The 16,348-nt window shown below is 73.5% G+C and carries 13 protein-coding genes; 7 read left to right on the top strand and 6 right to left on the bottom strand.

Annotated features, from left to right (window positions below; genetic code table 11):
* Positions 1–25: 25 nt before the first annotated feature.
* The 3 genes from AB0M46_RS32910 to AB0M46_RS32900 are packed head-to-tail and all read left to right on the top strand — an operon-like array spanning position 26 to position 4,466.
* Positions 26–1,207: a winged helix DNA-binding domain-containing protein gene (locus AB0M46_RS32910; RefSeq protein WP_363342442.1), complete on the top strand. Its 1,182-nt coding sequence runs from the start codon at positions 26–28 to the stop codon at positions 1,205–1,207.
* A gap of 10 nt (positions 1,208–1,217) precedes the next feature.
* Positions 1,218–2,180, top strand: coding sequence for an endonuclease/exonuclease/phosphatase family protein (locus tag AB0M46_RS32905; RefSeq protein WP_363342440.1), 963 nt, complete (start codon positions 1,218–1,220; stop codon positions 2,178–2,180).
* A 33-nt stretch (positions 2,181–2,213) separates the two neighbouring features.
* Complete coding sequence (locus AB0M46_RS32900; protein WP_363342438.1) at positions 2,214–4,466, top strand: excinuclease ABC subunit UvrA; 2,253 nt, start codon at positions 2,214–2,216, stop codon at positions 4,464–4,466.
* Here AB0M46_RS32900 and AB0M46_RS32895 read toward each other — a convergent pair.
* Positions 4,463–4,870, bottom strand: a complete 408-nt coding sequence (locus AB0M46_RS32895) for a hypothetical protein (RefSeq protein WP_363342436.1) — start codon at positions 4,868–4,870, stop codon at positions 4,463–4,465. The two genes, AB0M46_RS32900 and AB0M46_RS32895, sit on opposite strands and share 4 nt — an antisense overlap.
* Positions 4,871–4,908: 38 nt before the next feature.
* Between AB0M46_RS32895 and AB0M46_RS32890 the strand changes: the two genes are divergently transcribed.
* Entirely contained in the window at positions 4,909–7,857 is a 2,949-nt protein-coding gene (locus AB0M46_RS32890) for a hypothetical protein (RefSeq protein WP_363342434.1), read from the top strand.
* Here the strand turns inward: AB0M46_RS32890 and AB0M46_RS32885 are convergent.
* Both AB0M46_RS32885 and AB0M46_RS32880 read right to left on the bottom strand, forming a co-directional pair.
* Positions 7,841–8,203 carry a metalloregulator ArsR/SmtB family transcription factor gene (locus tag AB0M46_RS32885; protein ID WP_363342432.1) on the bottom strand — a complete coding sequence of 121 codons (363 nt, stop codon included), beginning with the start codon at positions 8,201–8,203 and terminating at the stop codon, positions 7,841–7,843. The genes AB0M46_RS32890 and AB0M46_RS32885 overlap by 17 nt on opposite strands.
* A 9-nt stretch (positions 8,204–8,212) precedes the next feature.
* The gene (locus AB0M46_RS32880; protein ID WP_363342430.1) at positions 8,213–10,561 is read right to left on the bottom strand and encodes an ATP-binding domain-containing protein; all 2,349 of its coding nucleotides are present in this window, start codon (positions 10,559–10,561) and stop codon (positions 8,213–8,215) included.
* Positions 10,562–10,656: 95 nt separating this feature from the next.
* Between AB0M46_RS32880 and AB0M46_RS32875 the strand changes: the two genes are divergently transcribed.
* Complete coding sequence (locus tag AB0M46_RS32875; protein WP_363342428.1) at positions 10,657–11,445, top strand: aminoglycoside phosphotransferase family protein; 789 nt, start codon at positions 10,657–10,659, stop codon at positions 11,443–11,445.
* Between the two features lie 209 nt (positions 11,446–11,654).
* Positions 11,655–12,806 (top strand): erythromycin esterase family protein, encoded by a 1,152-nt coding sequence (locus AB0M46_RS32870; RefSeq protein WP_363342426.1) that lies wholly within the window; start codon positions 11,655–11,657, stop codon positions 12,804–12,806.
* Here AB0M46_RS32870 and AB0M46_RS32865 read toward each other — a convergent pair.
* From AB0M46_RS32865 to AB0M46_RS32855, 3 genes are read right to left on the bottom strand one after another with little or no spacing between them, the layout of a single operon-like run.
* A complete protein-coding gene (locus AB0M46_RS32865; RefSeq protein WP_363342424.1) occupies positions 12,784–14,055 on the bottom strand; it encodes an MFS transporter in 1,272 nt (423 codons plus the stop codon). The two genes, AB0M46_RS32870 and AB0M46_RS32865, sit on opposite strands and share 23 nt — an antisense overlap.
* 43 nt (positions 14,056–14,098) lie before the next feature.
* Entirely contained in the window at positions 14,099–14,779 is a 681-nt protein-coding gene (locus AB0M46_RS32860; protein ID WP_363342526.1) for a thymidine kinase, read from the bottom strand.
* Between the two features lie 44 nt (positions 14,780–14,823).
* On the bottom strand, positions 14,824–16,047 hold the full coding sequence (locus AB0M46_RS32855) for a hypothetical protein (protein WP_363342422.1): 1,224 nt from the start codon (positions 16,045–16,047) through the stop codon (positions 14,824–14,826).
* A gap of 3 nt (positions 16,048–16,050) precedes the next feature.
* On the opposite strand from AB0M46_RS32855, the gene AB0M46_RS32850 reads away from it, so the two are divergent.
* The coding region (locus AB0M46_RS32850; RefSeq protein ID WP_363342420.1) for a hypothetical protein at positions 16,051–16,348 on the top strand (298 nt) is incomplete at its 3' end.

Below are 16,348 nucleotides of genomic sequence, written 5' to 3'. Positions count from 1 at the left end.
CGGTACGGTTGCGATACTTGATCGCGTGACCTTCCACATCGACACCGGGCAGCGCCGGGCCCGGCTCGCCTGGCGGCACGGGCTGGCCGGGCCGGTGCCGCCCGGCAAGGGACCCGAGGACGTCGCCGCCGACCTGGTGGCCCTGCACGCGACCGACCCGGCGACCGTGCACCTGTCGGTCGCCGCCCGGCTGCACGCGCCGCTGGTCGCGAACGTCGAGGAGGCGCTGTACGAGCGGCGGACCCTGCTGCGGATGCTCGGCATGCGGCGCACCATGTTCGTCGTGCCGGTCGGGTTCGCCGGGGTCGTGCAGGCCGGCGCGACCCGCGCGGTCGCCACCGAGCAGCGTAAGCACCTGCTGCGCCACCTGGCCCAGGCCGGGGCCGGCGACGCCGCCTGGCTCGCCGAGGTGGAGGAGTCGACGTACGAGGCGCTGCGCCGCCGGGGCAGCGCGACCGCCGCGCAGCTGGCCGCCGACGAGCCGCGGCTGCGCACCCTCATGGTGCTGCCGCAGGGCAGCCAGTACGTCACCAGCCGGCTGCTGCTCCTGCTCGCCGCCGACGGCCGGATCGTGCGCGGCCGCCCGCTCGGCAGCTGGATCAGCACCCAGTACGCCTGGTCGTGCCTGCCCGACTGGCTCCCCGAGCCGATGCGGGAGCCGGAGCCGGCGACCGCGCGGACCGAGCTGGCCCGCGCCTGGCTGGCCCGCTACGGCCCCGGCACCGCCGCCGACCTCAAGTGGTGGACCGGCTGGACGATGACGCAGACCCGGGCCGCGCTGCGCGCCCTGGAGGCGGTCGAGGTCGCCCTGGACGGGGGAGAGACCGGATACGTGCTGCCCGGCGACGCCGACCCGGTCGAGGACCCGGGGCCGTGGGTCGCCCTGCTGCCCGGCCTCGACCCGACGGTCATGGGATTCCAGAGCCGCCACTGGTACCTCGGGCCGCATGCTCCGGAGCTGTTCGACCGCACCGGAAACACCGGCCCGACCGTGTGGGCGGGCGGGCGGATCGTCGGCGGGTGGGCGCAGCGGTCCACCGGCGAGGTGGCCGTCGAGCTGCTGGAGGAGGTGCCCGCGGCGACCCGCCGGGCGATCGCCTCCGCCGCCGGTGAGCTTTCCGGGTGGCTCGGGGGTGTGCGGGTGACACCGCGGTTCCGGACGCCGCTGGAGCGCCGGCTGACGGAAACTGTCACACCCGCTGGGTAGCGTGCAGCCCATGACGGTGGTGTGCTGGGTGGTCGCCGGGCTGGCGGCGGCGTTCGCGGCGGTGCGGCTGCTCGGGGCGGAGCGGGGGACGCCCCTGACGCAGCTGGTGACGTACACCCCGTATGCCGCCGCCGGCGCCCTCCTCGCCGGCGGGATCGTCCTCGCCGCCGGGGCCACCGGGCCGGGGCTGCTCTGCCTGGGCGCCGGGGTCGTGCTCGCCGGCCTGGTCGTGTCGCGGCTCGTGCCAGGGCGGGCGCCCGCCGACGGGGTGCGGCTGCGGGTGATGGCGGCCAACCTGCTCTTCGGCGCCGCGGCCACCGCCCGGTTCGTCGAGCAGGTGAAGGTCGACGACATCGACGTCCTCGCCGTGCAGGAGCTCACCGAGGAGGGCCTCGCCGCGCTGCACGCGGCCGGGATCGAGGCGCTGCTGCCGCACCGGGTGGTCGCACCGCGGCCAGGGGGCGGCGGGGCCGCGCTGTTCAGCCGGCACCCGATCGACGAGCCCGAGGTGCGGCTGCTCCCGCCGGTGCCGATGGCCCAGACCCGAGGCCTTGTGCGGGTGCCCGGGGCGGGGGCGGTGCTGGTCGAGTCGGCGCACCCGTACCCGCCGCGGCGGGGGTGGGTGCGGGTGTGGCGGGACAACCTCGCCGACCAGCCGCGGCCCGACCCGGCCGGCCCTCCGGTGGTGCTGCTCGGCGACTTCAACGCCACCGCCGACCACGCGGCGCTGCGCCGGCTGCTGCGGGCCGGGTTCCGCGACGCCGCCTCCGCGCGCGGGCGGGGGCTGGCGCCGACGTGGCCGCGCAAGACCTCGGCGCACGCGGCGCTGCCGTTCTGGACGCCGCCGGTGCCGCTCGACCACGTCCTGGTCGAGCGGCGCATCGGGGTGCGTGAGTTCGGCACCCGCGTCATCGCCGGCTCCGACCACTGGGCCGTCGTCGCGGAGCTGGTCCTTAAACCCTCTACGATGTAAGGTGTTTCCTTCGTCGCGCACACGGGAGGGTCGTTGAACTCGATCAGGATCGTCGGGGCCAGGGAGAACAATCTCCGCAACGTCACCGTCGAGGTGCCCAAGCAGGCCATCACCGTCTTCACCGGCGTGTCCGGGTCCGGCAAGTCGTCGCTGGTCTTCGACACCATCGCCGCCGAGGCGCAACGGCAGCTCAACGAGACGTTCACCGCCTTCGCGCGGGCGCGGCTGCCGAAGTACGGCCAGCCCGACCTCGACTCGGTCGAGAACCTCTCCGCCGCCATCGTCGTGGACCAGAAGCGCCTCGGCGGCGGGTCCCGCTCCACGGTCGGCACCATCACCGACATCTCCGCCATCCTGCGGCTGCTGTTCTCCAGGGTCGGCACCCCGCAACTCGGCGCGTCCAACCTGTTCTCGTTCAACGACCCGCAGGGCATGTGTCCCGAGTGCGAGGGCATCGGCCGGATCACCACCCTCGACCTCGACGCGTTCCTCGACCGCGGCAAGTCCCTCAACGAGGGTGCCCTGCTGCACCCGGACTTCCAGCCCGGCACCTGGTACTGGCAGATGTACGCGGCCAGCGGGTATTTCGACATGGACAAGCCCCTGGAGCGCTACGGCGAGCAGGAGTGGCACAACCTGCTGCACGGCCGCGGGAAGCTGCCCGTCGCCGTCGGCGGCGGGCAGATGAACGCCACCTACGAGGGCGTCGTGGAGAAGTTCACCCGGCTGTTCATCAAACGGGACGTGGCCGAGATGTCGGAGCGCACCCGCAACCGGGTCGCGCAGTATGTCACCGAGGCCGTCTGCCCGTCCTGCAACGGCGCCCGGCTCAACGAGGCCGCCCGGTCGGTGCGGGTCGCCGGCCGCTCCATCGTCGAGCTGGCCGCCCTGGAGGCCACCGAACTGGTCGAGGTGCTGCGCACCGTCGAGGCGCCGGTGGCCGCGCCGATGGTGGAGAGCCTCCTGGACCGGGTCGGCAACCTCGTCACCATCGGCTTGGGCTACCTGAGCCTCGACCGGGAGACCGCGACCCTGTCCGGCGGCGAGTCGCAGCGCATCAAGATGGTCCGGCACCTGTCCAGCGCCCTGACCGACATGATGTACGTCTTCGACGAGCCCAGCATCGGCCTGCACGCCCGCGACGTCGCCCGGCTCAACACCCTCCTGCGCAAGCTGCGCGACAAGGGCAACACCGTCCTCGTCGTCGAGCACGACCGCGACGTCATCGCCATCGCCGACCACGTCATCGACATCGGCCCCAAGGCCGGCGCCCACGGCGGCGAGGTCGTCTTCGCCGGCGCCGTCGCCGCCCTCGCCGACGCGCCCACCCTGACCGGCCGCCACATGCGCCACCGCCTGCCGCTGAAGACCGAGGTCCGCCCCCGCACCGGCGTGCTCACCGTCACCGACGCCGCCGTGCACAACCTGCGCAAGGTCACCGTCGACTTCCCCGCCGGCGTCCTGACCGTCGTCACCGGCGTGGCCGGCTCCGGCAAGAGCTCCCTGGTCAACGAGGCGTTCCTGACCCAGCACCCGCAGGCCATCGCCATCGACCAGTCCGCCGTCGGCGCCTCGATCCGCTCCAGCCCCGCCACCTACACCGGCGTCATGGACGAGATCCGCGCCCTGTTCGCCAAGGCCAACAAGGTCAGCCCCGGCCTGTTCAGCTTCAACTCCAAGGGCGCCTGCCCGGCCTGCCAGGGCCTCGGCGTCATCTACACCGACCTGGCGTTCATGGACGGCCTGAAGTCCATCTGCGAGGAGTGCGAGGGCCGCCGCTTCCGCCCCGAGGTCCTGCAGCACCGCCTCCGCGACCGCACCATCGCGGAGGTTCTCGACATGACCGCCGAGGAGGCCGCCGCGTTCTTCCCGGAGAAGAAGCTCCAGCCGATCCTGCGCGCCCTGGTCGACGTCGGCCTGGACTACCTGCGCCTCGGCCAGCCCCTGAGCACCCTGTCCGGCGGCGAGTGCCAGCGCGTGAAGCTCGCCACCGAGCTGCACAAGTCCGGCACCGTCTACGTCATGGACGAGCCCACCACGGGCCTGCACATGTCCGACATCCAGCACCTGCTCGCGATCATCGACCGCCTCGTCACCCAGGGCAACTCGGTCATCGTCATCGAGCACAACCTCGACATCATCAAGAACGCCGACTGGATCATCGACCTCGGCCCGGAGGGCGGCGCCGCGGGCGGCCAGATCATCTTCGAGGGCACCCCGTCGGACCTCCTGGCCTTCGCCCCATCCCACACCGCAGACGCCCTGCGCCAGGAGGTCGCCGGTTAGCCCAGCAGCACGAACGTGACGGCCTCCGGCGACGTCGGGGGCCGCACCCACACCTCGACCCCGTACGGCCCTTCGCCGACCGGCACCGGCGTCTGCTCGTCGCTCACCGTCATCGCGACCGCCAGCCCGCCGTCCTCCTCGACGACGATCCTGGCGGTGTGCACGCGCGTCCAGTCCCCGTCGAAGTGCGGCCGCCCGCGAAACACGGCCACGTCGACGGTGCCCTCCGAGTCGGGCCGCGTCGCCACGAGGATGCAACCGGTGCCGGACACCGCCCATTCGCCGCCGTCCCACTGCGGCGGCCAGTACCCGTCCTCCGACGCCCCGAGCCGACCGGCCTTGAGCGCGATCTGCCCATGTTCGGGCTCGATGCCCACCGCCACCAACAACGCAGCCTCATCCACACACGTGATCATGCCACTGGTTCCGCTACGGTCACACGATGCGCATACCGTACGGTTCACGGTCCCTGAGCTACCGCGACGCCGTGACCCTCCTGGACGGCGCGGACGGCCCCATCACCGCGCTGGTCGCCACGATGACCAGCGCCGACGGCGATGCCGAGGCCGCGACCATGGGCGACGGGCCCCTCTTTGCTCAGCGCGGGCGGCTGGTCACGTGGTGCGCTGACATCCTGCGGGACCTGCCGGGGCGGATTGCCGGTATCGGGCGTTTCGAGCGCACCGAAATTCTGCTCGCGGTCCACTCGATACTGGCGGTAACCGCCTATCTCGAGAACACCGACCAGGACGATCTCAACTCGATCCCGTTCACGCGCCGTCGCCACGACGAGGTCGAGGCGTTCCTCACCGATCAGGAGTTGCCGGCGCCCTCGCCTGATGAGGACTTTCACGCAATCCGCGAACACTATCGCCATTACTACGAGTCGATTGACGTACTACTTGGCGCGAGTGCGGCGGCCGGCGCTCACCAGACATACAGCCTGTCCTATGCACGGTTGGCAGCGGACGTCCCGGAGTTCGCGGTGTGGGCCGGGCTCGAGACGGTCACACTGCGCGAGATTCTGGCGTCGATGAGTACCGGCGCGGCGGCCGACGCCCGGCGGGCCGACCTCGCCAAGCGCTATCGCGTGCGTCTCGACCGGAGCATCCTCGACTCGGCGGCGGTACCGCAGCACGTGGCGATGCCGACCCTCGGCGCCGCCTACGTCTCGCCCCGGTGCCGGGTGCGGACCTGCACCAGCGGCAGTCCCGCGTCCGAGTCGTGGTGGCACGACGGCCGCCCGGTCGAGGATCTCGGCGGATTCCTGGGCGCCCACCTCACCACCCCCTGGGCCGTGGCGGCGCCGCTCGTCGTGCTCGGCCAGCCCGGGTCGGGCAAGTCGGTGCTGACCCGGGTGCTCGCCGCCACCATGCCGGAGAACGACTTCCTGGTCGTGCGGGTGGAGCTGCGCAGCGTGCCGGCGGACACGTCGGTGCAGAACCAGATCGAGCAGGCGCTGTACCAGGAGATCGGCGAGCGGGTCGGGTGGGCCGAGCTGTCCCGCAGCGCCGGGGACGCGCTGCCGGTCGTGCTCCTCGACGGCTTCGACGAGCTGCTGCAGGCCACCGGGGTCAACCAGTCCGACTATCTGGAGCGGGTCCGGCAGTTCCAGGAGCGCGAGGCCGACGTCGGCCGGCCGGCGGCGGTCGTCGTCACCAGCCGTACCGTGGTCGCCGACCGGGCCCGGTTCCCGGACGGCACGGTCGTCGTGCGGCTGGAGCCCTTCGACGAGCCCCGCGTCCGCTCGTGGCTTTCCGTGTGGAACGGCGCGAACACCGCGAAGCTGGGCGCCCGCTCGCTCGCGCCGCTGCCGCCCGAGGCGGTGCTGGCCCACCCGGAGCTGGCCGGACAGCCGCTGCTGCTGCTCCTGCTCGCCCTGTACGACGCGACCGCCAACGAGCTGCAGCGCTCCGAGGCCGACCTGGGCCGGGGGGAGCTGTACGAGCGTCTCTTCGCCGACTTCATCGACCGCGAGGTCGACAAGCTCGGCTCGGACCTCACTGAGGCCGTGCGCCGCGAGGAGGCCGGCCGCGAGTGGCGGCGCCTGACGGCGGTGGCGATCGCGATGCTCAACCGCGGCGGCGACGTGATCACCGAGGCCGAACTCGACGCCGACATGCCGCACCTGCTCGACCCGGAGGACCTGCCGCGGCCCGATCCCCGGGACCTCAACCGGGCGCTGACCGTCGGGCAGTTCCTGGTCGGCCGCTTCTTCTTCATCCACGACTCTCAGGCGACCCGGGACGTCGGGCGCCCCGAGACCAGCTTCGAGTTCCTGCACGCCACGTTCGGCGAGTTCCTGGCCGCGCGGCACATCGTCACCGCCCTGAACGACCTCGCCGCCGACCGCGCCTTCCGGGCCGGGCGCCGCCAGCCGGGTCACCTCGACGCCGGCTACTTCTCCGCGGCGACGTCGTTCGTCACGGTCACCCGCCGCGGCCCGCTGCGCGCCTTCTGCCAGGCGATGCTGGACGCCCTCGACGAGCAGCGCCGCGCCGAGTGCCTCGGCCTCGTCCTGGAGCTGCTGCCGGACGCCGGCTACCCGCACCCGAGGTGGTCCCTGCAGGAGTACGAGCCGCTGCGGCGCCCCGTCGCCGCCCGCCACGCCGCGTTTTCCGCCAACCTGGTGTGGCTGGCCGTCGTCCTGTCCCGCGGCCGGATTCGCGGAGCCGACCTCTTCGGTGATGACGGCCCCGCCGCATGGATCCGGCATGCCCGCCTCTGGCAGAGCCAACTGCCGTCCGAAGACTTCGAGCGCCTCGTCGACGTCCTGCGCGTCGAGTACGACGGGTCCGACGTCACGGTGTCACATCCCGGCGGCCCTATCGCGTTGCTTCGTTCGCTGGGCTGGGTCACCAGGCCGCACGGGCCGTTCCCGGACTTCCTGGCGGACGCTGACAGCCCCGGCTGGCGCACGGCCCGGCTCGCCTTATTTCTGCAGGAAGATGGGGAAACATTGGACACGATGATCCCGATCTGGCGTGATCTCGGCCCGCAAGTGCGGTATTACGCAAGCGAAGGCCCGGTCTCGGCCTATCGCGTGCTGCTCGAGCTGCTCCTGCGGCCCGCGACCGACCTTCCGCCGATGGACCGCCTTGTCATCTACGGGCACGCGCTCGACATCTCTACAGGCGGCCGGACGCCGACACGGTTCGCGCAGCTCGTCTGGCGTCAGCTCCGCGACGACCTGCGGGTGCTGCCGCCGGCCGACGTGGCGCGGATGCTGCTGCAGAGGACCGGGTCGTTCGGGAGCGATGAGCAGGGCGCGTACGTGGTGGTGACCACCCTGCGGGGGCTGGTCGGGGCCGCGAGCGACCTCGCCGCACAGTTGGAGACCGCGCTGGAAAGTAGCCGAAAGGGGGTTGCTAGGCTCAGGTCGGCTCGGTGAGCGTGCTGGAGTCCGACCCATCACGCTCCCAGCTTTCCCCCTCTTGGTCCGCGTCCAGCGCCGCTTCCAGGGCGTTCAGGTGGCGGTGCCACAGGCGGCGGTAGGGGGCCAGCCACGCATCGATCTCGGCCAAGGGCTCCGGGCGCAGCTCGTAGAAGCGGCGCTGGGCGTCCGTGCGCACGCGGACCAGCCCGGCCTCCCGCAGCACGCGCAGGTGCTTCGAGGTGCCGGGCTGGGTCAGGCCCAGGCGATCGGTCAGGGCGCCGACGGGCTGGGGGCCGTCCAGCAGCGCGTCCAGGATGCGGCGGCGGGTCGGCTCGGCCAGGACTTCGAACGGCGCTACCACCCGTCGAGCCTATATGCCCACGACGGCATGCAGGGAGTCGGGAAGGGTGCCGGGGTGCAGGATGCCCAGGCGCTGGGTGGCTCGGGTCAGGGCCACGTAGAGGTCGTTGGCGCCGCGGGGGGACTCCTCGACCAGGCGCTCCGGGTCCACGACGATCACCCCGTCGAACTCCAGGCCCTTCGCCTGCTTGACCGTCAGCACCACGACCCGCGCGGTGAGGTCCGGCTGCTCGCCGACCGCGGCGTCCGGGACGGCCTTGCGCACGTGCGGTACCAGATCCTCGAAAATGCCCGCCGGGAGCAGCACGCCGAGGCGTCCCTCGCCAACGGCCTCGGCCTCGCGCTCGACCGCCTCCGTCAGGGCCTCGGCCAGCCGCGCCGGGGCGACACCGCGGATCCACGGCTCGACGCCGGCCTCGCGGACCGAGCGGGGCGGCTGGATGTCCGGGTCGATGCCGGCCAGGACGCCCGCGGCCACCGACATGATCTCGGCCGGGGTGCGGTAGTTGACGGTGAGCTCGCGCAGCCGCCAGCGCTCGCCCACGTACGGGGCGAGGACGTGCGACCACGAAGAGGCGCCGCCCAGGTCGCCGGTCTGGGCCACGTCGCCGACGACGGTCATCGAACGGCTCGGGCAGCGGCGCATGAGCAGCCGCCAGGCCATCGCCGAGAGCTCCTGGGCCTCGTCGACGATGACGTGGCCGAACGCCCACTTGCGGTCGGCGGCGGCGCGCTCGGCCGGGGTGAGAGCCTCCCCGTTGGCGTGGCGCTCGGCGAGGCGGTCGGCCTCCAGCAGGTCGGTGACCATGAGCAGCTCGGGGTCGTCCTCGTCCTCGACGTCGATCGAGCGGGAGCCGAACGCGATCTCCAGGGCGCCCTCGGCGTAGGCGACCTGCTGGCGGCGGCGCCGCTCGGCGATGATCTCCAGGACGGTCTCGTCCTCGCCGAGCAGCTCGGCGGCCTCGTCCAGCAGCGGCACGTCGGCCGGGGTCCAGCCCTCGCGCGCGGAGCGCTTCAGGCGCGGGTCGGCGCCGGCCGCGGCGAGGCGGGCGTCGGAGGCGAAGAGGCCGGCGACGAGCTGCTGCGGGGTGAGGATCGGCCACAGCCAGTCCAGCGCGCCCAGGACCTCGGCCTCGCCGCGCAGCTCGCGGCGGATCTCGGCGAGGTCGGCCTCCTCGAGCAGCTGGGCCTCGCCGGGGGCGTCGTCGCCGCCGAGGGGGTCATCGGCGTACGGGTCCAGGCCGATCGTGTCGGCGACGAGCAGCGACAGCGCGTGGATGATCTCCGCGTCGAACGCCGGGCGGGCCAGGTTGTGCAGCTTGCCGGTGCGCCGGGCGCGCTCGCGGGCGTCCTCGATGACGGCCGGCTCCAGCATGACGGTGTCGCCGTCGAGCAGGTCGAGGCGCAGCGGCAGCGCCTCGTCCGGCACCCGCTGCCGGTCGCCCACGGCCGCGGCGAGCACGCCGGCCATCTCGGCGCGCCCCTTGATCGCGGCGATCTTGGCGGGCTCCTCGCCGTGCGCGGTGACCCCCGGGAACAGGTCGCCCATGGTGCCCAGCAGCACGCCGGTCTCCGCGAGGGAGGGCAGGACCTGGGAGATGTACCGCAGGAACGTCGCGTTCGGCCCGACGATGAGCACGACCCGCGAGGAGAGCACCTGCCGGTGGGTGTAGAGCAGGTACGCGGCCCGGTGCAGCGCCACCGCGGTCTTGCCGGTGCCCGGCCCGCCCTGCACGACCAGCACCCCGCCGAGGTCGGCCCGGATGACGTGGTCCTGCTCGGCCTGGATGGTCTCGACGATGTCGCGCATCCGGCCCGTGCGCGACGCGGTGAGCGCCGATAGCAGGGCCGCCTCACCGGTCACCCCGTCGTGGGCGCCGCGCCCGGTGCCGTGGGCCTCGGTGAGGTCGAGCACCTCGTCGTCGAGGCCGGTGACGGCGCGCCGGTCGGTGCGGATGTGCCGGCGCCGGCGCACCCCGTCCGGGGCGGCCGCGGTGGCCAGGTAGAAGGGCCGGCTGGCCGGGGCCCGCCAGTCGATGAGCAGCGGCTCGTAGTCGTTGTCCTCGTCGAAGATGCCGATCCGGCCGATGTAGCGCCGCTCGCCGTCGGCGAAGTCGAGCCGACCGAAGCACAGCCCGTTCTCCACCGCGGAGTACTGCGCCAGCCGGTCGTTGTACAGCGTCGCCGTCGAGTCCCGGTGCGACCGGTCCGAGGGTGTCGCGCCGGTCTGCAGCAGCGCCTGCGACAGCGCGCTGGCCGCGTCCCCCCGCAGCCGGTCGAGGTGCCCGTAGAGCGTGTCGAGATGCTCCTGCTCCTCGACAATGTCAGCGGTGTCGGCGGTGTCGGATGAGTTTGACAACCCGTCTCCAGTCGGATAACATTCACAACACGGCGCCCTTTAGGGCGTCTTTTTTCATGCCAGAGCGGTCAACGATAGCCCTTGGCGGCCCTCCAGTGCGAATCGATGCGGCAAGGCACGCCGCCCGTCTCGGCCTTGCCTACGAAGGCCCCTGCACGGGCGGCGAGATCGGCGCCGGTTACGTCCGCTGGCCGGACGGCCGCCGCGGCGTGCTGTCCGAAGGCAACCCGGCCAGCGCGCCCCTGCTCGGCCTGGCCCGCGCGGCCGGCATCCCCGCCCCCTCCTACGACCTGATCGACGGCCGGGTCGTCGTGCAGTCCCTGCTGCCGGGCCGCCCGCCGGAGCGGATCGACCGGCGGCTGGTCGACGAGATGACCGCGGTGAGCCGCCGCTTCGCCGGCCTGTTGCGCGCCACCGAGGTCCCGCCGCTGCACCTGTACCTCCACCAGCCCGGCCCCGGCTTCTGCCACCACGACTCCCTGGCGCAGTATTCGCCACGCTCGGCCGCGCTGCTGTCCTCGATCCGCCGCGTTGCCCTGGACACCCTCCCCGGCGACGACCTGGTCCACGTCGACTTCCACCCCGGCAACGTCCTCGTCGCCCCCGACGGCGCCCTGACCGGCATCGTCGACTGGGACGGCGCCGGCCGCGGCACCCGCGCCTTCGACCTGGTCACCCTGCTGTTCTACGTCTGCCGCCGCGCCCCCGCCCTGGCCCGGCCGCTGGCCGCCGAGGCCGCGCAGCTCGCCCCGCCGGAGGTCCTGGAGGCCTGCTGGGCCCACATGAGCCTGCGCCAGGTCGACTGGTCCATCCGCTTCCACGGCCCGGCCGAGGCCGACGCCTGGCTCGCCATCGCCGAGAACCCCCCACCCGGCCTGCAGTAACGGACGGTTTCCGCTTATCCACAGGCGGTGCACAACCCCACGCCCACCTCGGCGCTAGCGCCCCCGAGGACCGCGCCGAGCTCGCCAACTGCGCGCTGACGATCATCGAGTGGGACTTCAGCGAAACCTGGTTTGAGGGTTGTGGCGCCGTGGACGTGCCGGGTCGCGCGGAAGGTTCAACCGTCGGTTCAGCGGTACGGTTCAGGGGTATGACTGCTACTGCTCCCGTCGGCGCCGCCGACCTCATCGGGATGCTGGGCCGGCGGCCGCGGCTGCTGGCGCTCGGGGAACCGACCCACGGCGAGGACGTGCTGCTCGAGCTGCGCAACGATCTCTTCCGCGAGCTGGTGGAGGCGCAGGGGTACCGCCGGATCGCCATCGAAAGTGACTGCCTCCTCGGCCTCGAAGTCGACGCCTACGTCACCACCGGCCGGGGTGACCTCGACGACGTCATGGCCCGCGGCTTCAGCCACGGCTTCGGGGAGTCCGCCGCCAACCGCGATCTGGTCCGCTGGATGCGCGCCCACAACGAGCACCGGCCCGAGGCCGAGCAGGTCCGGTTCGCCGGGTTCGACGGGCCGCTGGAGATGAGCGGCGCCGCCAGCCCCCGCACCGCCCTCACCGCGCTGCACGCCCGCCTCGGCCCCGGCCCGGTGCCGTGCACCGCCGGGGAGCTCGACGAGCTGCTCGGCGACGACGAACGCTGGACGAACCCGGCCGCGATGATGGACCCGAGCCAGTCCATCGGGCGCGGCGCCGAGGCGCAGCGGCTGCGGCTGATCGCCGACGACCTCGCCGGGCTCGTCGAAACGCACGCCCCCGAGCGCGGCGACCTGGGCCTCCTGCGGCTCTACGCGCGCACCGCCGCGGGGCTGCTGCGTTACCACGCCGGCCTCGCCGACCCGTCGCCGCAGCGGCTGGGCAGGCTCTGCGCCCAGCGCGACGCCATGATGGCCGCCAACCTCCTCGCCCTCGCCGCGGACGCCCCCACCCTTGTCCACGCCCACAACGCCCACCTGCAGCGGGACAGGTCCACGATGCGGATGGCCGGCATGGACCTGCGGTGGTGGAGCGCCGGGGCGATCGCCGCGACCGACCTGCGCGACGGGTACGCGTTCGTGGCCACCGCACTGGGCGCCATCCGCCACCACGGGGTCGGCGAACCGCCGCCGGACACGCTCGAGGGGATGCTGTACGCCGAACCGGAGCAACGCTTCCTCGTCGACCTGCGCCGGGCGGGCGACAGGCTCGCCGCCGCGGTGCCGAGGGTGTCGCCCTGGTTCGGGTACGCCTCGCTGGCCCCGGCCCACGTCCGCAACTACGACGCGATCGCCTTCATCAAGGACTCGCCGCCGCGGTAGCGGACGCCTCCGCGGCCTGCCGGTGCGGGTCGGTCCGGGCGTCGTAGCGGGTGAAGCCCGGCATCAGCGGGGCGCAGGCCGCGACCACGCCCGAGCACAGCAGGCCGCCGACGACGATCGCCGGGCGCAGGCCGACCCACCCGGCCATCAGCCCGGAGCGCAGCTGGCCGGCGGTCGGGCCGATCGAGTACGACAGCAGCTCGATCCCGGCGAGGCGGCCGCGCAGGTGGTCGGGGATCGTCTGGTTCCAGATCGTGGAGCGGAACAGCCCGGACACCATGTCGGCGCCGCCGGCCACGGCCAGCAGCGCCAGCGCGGCCCAGATGCCGGGGGCCAGCCCGAACCCGGCGATGGCCAGGCCCCACACCCCGGCGGCGATCAGCACCGCCCGGCCGTGGTGGTGCACCCGGGACGTCCACCCGCTGGTGAGGGAGATCACCAGGGAGCCGATGGTCGGCGCGGCGTACAGCAGCCCCAGCGCCCACCGGGCGTGCAGCGCGTCGGCCACGAACGGGAACAGGGCCATCGGCATGGCCAGGAACATCGCGGCGAGGTCGACGAAGTAGGTGCCCAGCAGCTCGGGGCGGGACCAGGCGTACCGCGCGCCGCGGGCGACGGCGGCGAGGCTCGGCCGTTCGGCGTGCTCCGACGGCGGGACCGGCCGCAGCGCGTACAGCAGCGCAATCGAGGCCAGGAACGTCGCCACGTCGATCGCGTACGCGACCTGCACGCCGGCCGAGACGACCAGGACCCCGCCGACCGCCGGCCCGGCGATGGCCCCGATCTGGTAACGCAGCGCCTGCACGGCGTTGGCCGCGGTCAGCTCGTCGCGGGGGATCAGCCGCGGGATGAGCGCGTCCAGCGATGGCCGCTGCAGCCCGTCGAGCGCGGCGACGGCGCCGGCCACGACGTACAGCGGCCACACCGCGGGGCTGGGCAGCAGCGCGTTGACGAGCAGCCCGCCGGCGCACACGGCCATCCCGGCCTCGCACCACAGCACCACCCGCCGCCGGTCGGCCGCGTCGGCGATCGCACCGCCCCACAGCCCGCTGAGGATCATCGGGACGAGCTCGACCACGCCGACGACACCGACCGCGACGTACGAGCCGGTGAGCAGCTTGAGCTGGAACGGCACGGCGACGAGCGTGATGAAGCTGCCGAACATCGTGATCACGCCGCTGCCCAGCAGCAGCCGGTAGTCCCGATGCCGCAGCGGCCGCACGTCGAGGCGGAAGTCACTGAGGCGCACGAACCGGGGAGCCTACGGCCGCGGGCGCGCCGCGGCACCCGATTTACACCAGGCGGAGCTGGCCCCCGGTGCGGGCGGCGGGCCCGAGGTTGCCGGTGCGGTGGTGACGGCGGCACAGCACCTGGTAGTGCACGTCGGCCGGGCTGGCGTCGGGGACCACGCCGTCGGCGGTGGTGTCGCCGATGACGACCTGGTCGCCCTCGCGGGCGATGACGCCGTCGACGACGCGGGCGTTGAGCAGCCCGGCCCGGCCGCACCAGCACAGCACCTCGACCTGGACCCGGGTGACCTCGTCGGCGAGCTCGAAGAGCCGCTGGGCCGCCGGGAACAGCGCGGTGCGGAAGTCGGTGGCCAGGCCGAAGGCGTAGACGTCGACGTCGGAGTTGTCGACGAGGTCGGCCAGCTGCTCGATCTGCTCGACGGTGTAGAAGCTGGCCTCGTCGCAGATGAGGTAGTCGACCCGGATGCCCCGGGCCCAGCGGTCCCGCACGAGGTCGCGCAGGTCGAGGCCGGCCACGTCGACGGCGTCCTTGCCCAGGCCGATGCGGGTGCTGAGCCGGCCCGGGCCGGCCCGGTCGATGGTGGTCAGCACCAGGCCGTGGCGGCCCTGGCGGGCGTGGTTGTAGTCCATCTGCAGCGCGAGGGTGGATTTGCCGCAGTCCATCGGGCCGTAGAAGAACTTCAGCCGGCCGCCGCGGCGAAGGCGGCTGTCGCCGGCGGCCACGCAGGCCGCGGGGTCGTCGTCGGTTGGGGTCACGGCGTGGAAGCCTACTGGGCGCCCATCCGCGCGAAGAGGTCGGCGGCTTCGCGCAGCGCCGCCGGGTCGCCGGTGCACAGGCCGAGGCCGTGCAGGGCGCGGGCCTGCTCGTGGCGGTAGCCCATGCGCCTGGCCTGGTCGAGCACGGCGGCGTACACCGGGGCGGCGTCGCCGGGCCGGCCGGCCAGCCGCAGCCCGGTGCCGAGGTTGTTGCCGGTGAGACAGGCCACGTGCGGCTCGAGCGGCTCGGCGGCCCGGTGCGCGGCGGCGAGCAGGTCCAGGCCGTCGCCGGGCCGGTCCAGCGCCAGCTCGGCCAGCCCGAGCTGGCTGCGGGCCAGGCACGCCAGCGCGGGGCCGATCTCCGGGGACGGGTCGGCCAGCAGCGCCCGCAGCAGCAGGGCGGCGAGCCGGTGGTGGCCGAGGCGCTGGTGGATGACGGCGAGCTCGAAGCGAGCGTTGGCGGCCAGGGACGGCAGCCGGTCGAGGCGGCCGACGGCGTGGGCGCGGCGGGCGACGGTGAGGGCCTCGCCGGTGCGGCCGAGCTGCTGCAGGATCGTGGCCAGGGACGTCCACTGGCCGAACGCCCAGCTCCGGTCGGCGCCGTAGACGGCGAGCATGGAGTCCTCGAGCAGGGCGAGGGCCTCGCGGAGGCGGCCGGCGTAGAGGTAGACGGCGGCGAGGTTGTTGCGGGCGCGGAAGCCCCAGCCGGGGTGCTCGACGATCCGGCCGAGGTGGTGTGCGGCATCGTCGAGGTGGCCGGCGCGGGCGTAGGCGGAGGCCAGGTAGTTGTGGGCCATGGCGGCGAGCTCGTCGTCGGCGAGGGCCTCGGCGCCGGCCAGGGCACGGCGGTGCAGGTCGATGGAGACGTCGTTCATCGAGTTGCGGAACAGGTACCCCCACAGGGCCCGGGTGAGCAGCGCGGCGTGCCGGTGCCGGCCGAGCCGGTCGGCGAGGTGGACGGCGGCGATGAGGTTGGCGATCTCCCGGTCGAGCCAGGCGCGGGTGGCGGCCAGGTCCGCGAACGTGGGCGTGCCCGGCACGCCGGGGAGGTCGTCGACGGCGCCGCGGTCCCGGCGGGGCTCCCAGAAGCGGGTGGCGGCGGCGGTCGCGGCCACGTACCAGTCCAGCAGCCGGTCGGTGGCCTCGGCGTGGCCGGGGTCGGCGGCGGCGAGCCCGGCGGCGTACTCGCGCAGCAGGTCGTGCAGCCGGAACCGGCCCTCGGCCGGCTCGAGCACCAGGTGGGCGTCGGCGAGCCGGCCCAGCGCCGCGGACGTCTCGGCGGCGCTCAGGCCGGCGAGGGCCGCAGCGGCGGGGACGGCGAACTCGCCGGAGGGGTGCAGCCCGGCGAGCCGGAACAGCCGCTGGGCGGGCTCGTCGAGCTGCCGGTACGACAGCTCGAACGCCGCGTGCGCAGAGCGCCCGTCGACGGTGAGGTCGACGGCGGCGGGTGTCGGCGACCGGTGTCGGCCGATTGCGTCTACTGTGGAATCGGGACCAGCTATTTGCCGGTTTCGGTGGCGCGTGTTTCATTTGCGG

Origin of the sequence: Dactylosporangium sp. NPDC051485 (assembly GCF_040682015.1) — a bacterium.
Classification (GTDB): Bacteria; Actinomycetota; Actinomycetes; order Mycobacteriales; family Micromonosporaceae; genus Dactylosporangium.
Note: the sequence above shows the minus strand (reverse complement) of the source record. Positions and strands in the feature narration are given on the sequence as shown.

Coding starts and splice junctions, on each gene's coding strand:
- AB0M46_RS32870 (WP_363342426.1), top strand. CDS start 11,655: ATGACTGCTACTGCTCCCGTCGGCGCCGCCGACCTCATCGGGATGCTG.
- AB0M46_RS32890 (WP_363342434.1), top strand. CDS start 4,909: ATGCGCATACCGTACGGTTCACGGTCCCTGAGCTACCGCGACGCCGTG.
- AB0M46_RS32905 (WP_363342440.1), top strand. CDS start 1,218: ATGACGGTGGTGTGCTGGGTGGTCGCCGGGCTGGCGGCGGCGTTCGCG.